The organism is Massilistercora timonensis (assembly GCF_048354975.1).
GTDB classification, from domain to species: domain Bacteria; phylum Bacillota; class Clostridia; order Lachnospirales; family Lachnospiraceae; genus Massilistercora; species Massilistercora timonensis.
Map to the genome: position 1 here is coordinate 1 of NZ_DBGCJQ010000034.1, position 5,171 is coordinate 5,171.

At 52.7% G+C, this 5,171-nt stretch carries 8 protein-coding genes; 1 reads left to right on the forward strand and 7 read right to left on the reverse strand.

Annotated features, from left to right (window positions below; genetic code table 11):
* Nucleotides 1-7: 7 nt before the first annotated feature.
* From ruvA to ACML7B_RS02785, 3 genes are read right to left on the reverse strand one after another with little or no spacing between them, the layout of a single operon-like run.
* Complete coding sequence (ruvA, locus tag ACML7B_RS02775; protein WP_418539246.1) at nt 8-619, reverse strand: Holliday junction branch migration protein RuvA; 612 nt, start codon at nt 617-619, stop codon at nt 8-10.
* 8 nt (nt 620-627) lie between these two features.
* Nucleotides 628-1,122, reverse strand: a complete 495-nt coding sequence (locus ACML7B_RS02780; RefSeq protein WP_346708453.1) for a Gx transporter family protein — start codon at nt 1,120-1,122, stop codon at nt 628-630.
* Between the two features lie 9 nt (nt 1,123-1,131).
* The gene (locus ACML7B_RS02785) at nt 1,132-1,569 is read right to left on the reverse strand and encodes a NusG domain II-containing protein (RefSeq protein WP_346708454.1); all 438 of its coding nucleotides are present in this window, start codon (nt 1,567-1,569) and stop codon (nt 1,132-1,134) included.
* A gap of 122 nt (nt 1,570-1,691) precedes the next feature.
* On the opposite strand from ACML7B_RS02785, the gene ACML7B_RS02790 reads away from it, so the two are divergent.
* Nucleotides 1,692-2,681 (forward strand): FAD:protein FMN transferase, encoded by a 990-nt coding sequence (locus tag ACML7B_RS02790; protein WP_418539247.1) that lies wholly within the window; start codon nt 1,692-1,694, stop codon nt 2,679-2,681.
* A gap of 57 nt (nt 2,682-2,738) precedes the next feature.
* Here ACML7B_RS02790 and ACML7B_RS02795 read toward each other — a convergent pair whose 3' ends face one another.
* From ACML7B_RS02795 to ACML7B_RS02810, 4 genes are all read right to left on the reverse strand, one after another.
* The gene (locus tag ACML7B_RS02795) at nt 2,739-3,356 is read right to left on the reverse strand and encodes a hypothetical protein (RefSeq protein ID WP_418539248.1); all 618 of its coding nucleotides are present in this window, start codon (nt 3,354-3,356) and stop codon (nt 2,739-2,741) included.
* 12 nt (nt 3,357-3,368) lie between these two features.
* The gene (locus ACML7B_RS02800) at nt 3,369-3,839 is read right to left on the reverse strand and encodes a DUF2752 domain-containing protein (protein WP_418539249.1); all 471 of its coding nucleotides are present in this window, start codon (nt 3,837-3,839) and stop codon (nt 3,369-3,371) included.
* A gap of 59 nt (nt 3,840-3,898) precedes the next feature.
* Nucleotides 3,899-4,690 carry an RnfABCDGE type electron transport complex subunit B gene (locus ACML7B_RS02805; RefSeq protein ID WP_418539250.1) on the reverse strand — a complete coding sequence of 264 codons (792 nt, stop codon included), beginning with the start codon at nt 4,688-4,690 and terminating at the stop codon, nt 3,899-3,901.
* Nucleotides 4,691-4,703: 13 nt separating this feature from the next.
* Nucleotides 4,704-5,171 (reverse strand): electron transport complex protein RnfA (locus tag ACML7B_RS02810; RefSeq protein WP_418539251.1); only part of this gene is annotated, 468 nt, incomplete at its 5' end.

A 5,171-nucleotide genomic window follows, 5' to 3' on the forward strand; every position in this document is an offset into this window, starting at 1 on the left:
TTTCTTCTCAGAATGCCACGAATTTAAGCGCTGCCTTCAGCACCTCTTCCACTTCCATATCCTCTGAGATCTCTACCTGCTTCACTGCCTGCAGGGCTTCCGTACTGCCATATCCAAGCGCCACCAGCGCCTGCACTGCCTCTGTAGCCACGGCTCCGCCGGGTGCTGTGGCGCCTGCGCTTCTTCCCTCAGACGCCGCGTGCTCCAGCACATCTTCGATCCGCAGCTTGTCCTTCAACTCCAGGATCAGCTTCTCCGCCGTCTTCTTCCCGATCCCGGGCGCGGCAGAGATGGCCTTCACATCGTTGGACATCACCGCGAACCGCAGTTCATCCGGAGTCAGGCCGGACAGGATCCCAAGCGCCCCTTTTGGACCAATGCCGCTGACTCCGATCAGCAGGCGGAACACCTCCAGATCATCTCTGGTAAGAAACCCGTAGAGCTGCAGGGCGTCCTCCTTCACATTCAGATATGTATAAAGCTTCACGGTATGCCCGGGCTGGGGAAGCATTCCCAGGGCCTGTCCCGACATATAGACGCCAAAGCCTACGCCCCCAACTTCCACAACCGCTTTATCCGCCTCCAGGGTGGCAAGCTCCCCTTTGATAAATTCGATCATACTGCCTCCTAATAGAACTGAATATTCACAAGCCGCTTCAACATCTCACCTGCGGCCACGCCAATGAGAAACCCGGTCACCAGTCCGGCCACAAGGAGCACCGGCAGATAATAACCGACGCTAAATGTCTCCACCACCATCATAGCTACCACAAGCTGTCCCACGTTGTGGAAGACGCCGCCTGCCATGCTGATCCCCATGACGCTGAAATCCCCCGTCTTCTTCAGAAGAGCCATCACTGCCAGGCTCAGAAGCCCTCCCGCCAGACTGTAGAGGATGCTGAAATAATTTCCAAAAAGAAAACCAGAAAGCAAAATACGGACTATGGAGAGCAAAAACACCTCCGATAGCCGCATTTTATACAGTGCGATAACAATGATCAGATTGGCCAGCCCCAGCTTCACCCCCGGGATCCCAAGCTGAATGGGGATCAGGGACTCCACATAACTGAAGATCAGCGCCAGAGCCGTAAATACTCCAAAATAAGCCACCCGGTTCTTCATGGCCGCCTCCTACTGTGCAACCGCGTCATACTCGCTGCTCTCTGCGCTCTCCACCTCGGCCACAACCTGGTTGGGCAGGCAGATGATGGACTCGTGGTTCCTGGAGATGGCTTTCTGATGCACACAGAGCTGATCCGGGCAGTCCGCCTCGATCATATCTGCTTTTCCCCCTTTGATCTGAAGGATATTGGTCCCGCCGTTGATCTCGATCTCCTGGTCCTCTGAAAGATCATAGACTCCCTCGATCTCTCCTTCTACTTTGACCACAACACTGCCGGCGCCGCTTCCTCCGACCACCTCGTGGAGAAGGAACGCAAGGCCCGCCACACACAGGACGATCACGATCAGCGCCCAGTCCTTTTTCTTCAGATCCAGATGGAATTCTTTATGGGATATCTTGTCGGATATCTTATGAAATTTCTCCGTGAATTTCTCAGTGATCTTCATGTCTGTTACCTCTCTGCCCCCTATTCTAACACAAGATTTTGTGCTCTGCAACCAAACGTTCGATTGCATATCTGGTTTTTCATGGTATAATGGTGAGGAATATTATGAAAATGAGGTGCGCTATGCGATATAAGAAAATCGCCGCTTTTGTGACCGCGGCAGCTCTTCTTCTTTCAGGATGTTCCGGACTTTCTGAAAAAAGAAACCTGACTTATACAGACACACTCTATGACACGGTGATCAGCGTTCAGATCCTGGATCCCGCCAAGGAAGAGGTCCTGAAAGGCTGCGAGAAGCTGTGCAGAAAATACGATACTATGTTTTCCATGACCAACGAGGAAAGCGACATCTACAAGATCAACCACGCCAAAGGCGCTGCCGTGGAAGTTTCCCAGGATACCATTACCCTGATCAAAAAGGGGATCTACTACTCAGAGATGACTGACGGAGCTTTCGATATCACCATCGGCGCCGTGTCCCAGCTGTGGGATTTCCATGGGGAAGATCCCAAGGTCCCTTCCTCCAAAGCTCTTTCTTCTGCCCGCAGCCATGTGAATTATAAGAATATCATCCTTAAGGACAACACCGTGATGCTGACAGATCCCAAGGCTGCCATCGACGTTGGAGCCATCGCCAAAGGCTACATTGCAGACCGGGTAAAAGAGTATCTTGAAGAAGAAGGCGTGGACCACGCCATCATAAATCTGGGCGGCAATGTCCAGACTATAGGCACCAAGGCGGACGGCACAGACTTCAACATCGCCATCCAGAAGCCCTTTGCCGAAAGCGGGGAGGCTGTCGCCTCTGTGAAGGTTCACGACCAGTCAGTGGTAACCACCGGGGTTTATCAGCGGTACTTTAAGACCGGGGACGGCACCATCTACCATCATGTTCTGGACCCGTCCACAGGCGCTCCCTGCAAGAACAATCTGTACAGCGTCACCATCATCACCAACTCCTCTCTCACCGCCGACGCCATGAGCACCGTCTGCTTCCTGCTGGGCTATGAGGAGGGGATGAAGCTGGTGGACCAGCTGAATAACGTGGACGCAGTCTTCATCACTGACGACGGAAAGATCCACTATTCCGCCAACTTTCAGAAAAAGAGTTAATCATTAAAAAAAGCATGGCGCACATTCGATGTGTCCATGCTTTTTGCTTTTCGGCTTTTAATAATAGTAAGTCGCCGCTCCTCCGATGGCCAGGCCAAAGATCAGGAAGAATAAGATGTAGATCACCAGGATCACTCCATAAACGATCAGCATAGCCCGGCAGTAATTCCTCCGGTTCACATTTCCCTTCTTGCCAAAGGCCCATACAAAGTAGAAAATGATTCCCGCACAGGGAATGAAAAGCGCCAGGATGGTCAGAAGCCACTCTCCCATGGTCATGGGATTGGTGTCCATCTGGGGCTGCTGGGAATAGTTCTGTCCGTATCCCTGAGGATTGGCGGAAGTATAGTTTCCGTAATTGCCATTGTAATTCTGATTATAGTTCTGATTATATCCCTGATTATAATTCCCGTAATTATCCTGATACTGCTGATAATTGGTGTTCTGGGACTGTCCCTGAGCCTGTCCCTGATTCTGGGGCTGCTGATAGGTGTACTGATACTGGGGCTGATCCCCTGCGTTTCCCTGCTGTGTCCCCTCGCCTCCTGTGCTCTGCTGGTTTACATCTGCATTGGGATCTGTGTAAACCGGCTGCTCCGGCTGCTGGCCGTTATTTTCCGGTGTATTGTCAAAATTATTTTCCATGGTAACGCCCTCCTCCTTCTCATTTGTCATTATTCTATCATCCTACCAGGGCAAATGCAATAGAAGTTCCCGGATTCTGGCGATAAGATTCCCCCCATAGTAGCTCATGGGCGGCTCCCCCGGGAAATACAAATACATCCTCCACAGATAAAAGAGGATCATGGCCACCGCCAGCGCCACCACACATTTCTTCAACAGCGGCTGGCGCCTTCTGCACAGGATATACCGGTTCCAGGCGAACACCGCCGCCAGCAGGATGATGGGGAAGATAAAGGGATGGGTCTGCCAGGCTCCCACAAAGTCCAGATGGAGCACGCAAAAAGCCGCCCGGGTCATACCGCAGCCCGGACAGGGGAACCCGGTCACCAGGACCACCGGGCAGATGCTTCGCAGGATATACCGAAAAAAAAGAAAATACAGCGCCAGGGCGATGATCACGCCTCTAACCCCGTAGATATCTTCTCTTAAGATCTTCCATCCGTCATTAACAACCTGTCTGAAGGTTCGCTTCATAGGGAACTCCTTTAAACTGGGGACGGGGTATTTTCAGAAATACCCCGTCCCCAACAAACTTACAAAATAATTTTCTTCGGACACTTCTCTGCGCAGGCGCCGCAGTTGGTACATTTGGTGGTATCGATATACGCCACGTTGTCTGTTACCTTCACCGCGTCAAACTCGCACACCTTCTCGCACATCTTACATCCGATACAGCCCACGGAGCAGGCTTTCATCACGTCTTTGCCCTTGTCCCTGGAACTGCACTGTACCAAGTGCTTCTGCTCGTAGGGAACCAGCTCGATCAGATGTCTCGGGCAGGCTGCCACACACTTGCCGCAGGCCTTGCAGGCTTCTTTGTCTACCACTGCCACGCCGTCTACGATATGGATGGCGTCAAAGGGGCAGGCCGCCACACAGGTGCCTTCTCCGATACAGCCGTACACACAGGCCTTGGGTCCGCCGTGCTGCATCATGTTGATCATCACACAGTCATGAAGACCGCTGTAATCATAATCCGTCTTGGCCGCCTCACAGGTGCCCGCACATTTTACAAAGGCCACCTCGTGTACCTGCTCTCCTGCATCCACGCCCATGATCTCACCGATCTTGGCCGCCACCGGAGCGCCGCCTACCGGACAGGCATTCACCGGAGCCTCGCCGGCCGCGATGGCCGCCGCCAGTCCGGAACATCCCGGATATCCGCAGCCGCCGCAGTTATTGCCGGGCAGCACACCCAGGACTGCTTCTTCTTTTTCATCTACTTCTACCGCAAACTTTTTGTCTGCCAGTCCAAGGAAGATACCGATGAACAACCCAGTACCGCCTACAATGACCGCAGCCAAAATAATTCCTGTCATACTCATGCTCATCTTCCTCCTAAATCAGTCCCGCGAATCCGTAGAAAGCGATGGCCATCAGTGTTGAAGTCAAGAGCACGATGGGCATTCCCTTGAAGGACTCGGGGATATCATTGTATTCCATCTTCTCACGGATGCCGGCCAGCAGCACGATGGCGATCAGATAGCCCACGCCGGTGGCGAATCCGTTTACTACACCTTCCAGAAGGTTGTACTCATACTGTACGTTGTTAAGCGCCACACCCAGCACCGCGCAGTTGGTAGTGATCAGAGGAAGATACACGCCAAGCGCATTGTAAAGGGAAGGTACAAACTTCTTCAGGAACATTTCCACGATCTGCACCAGGGCCGCGATGACCAGGATGAACACGATCGTATTCAGATAATCAAATCCTAACGGACGCAGGATAAACTCATACAGAAGGCCAGCCACCAGGGAGGCAAGCGTAATAACGAAGATTACGGCTCCGCCCATTCCCACTGCCGT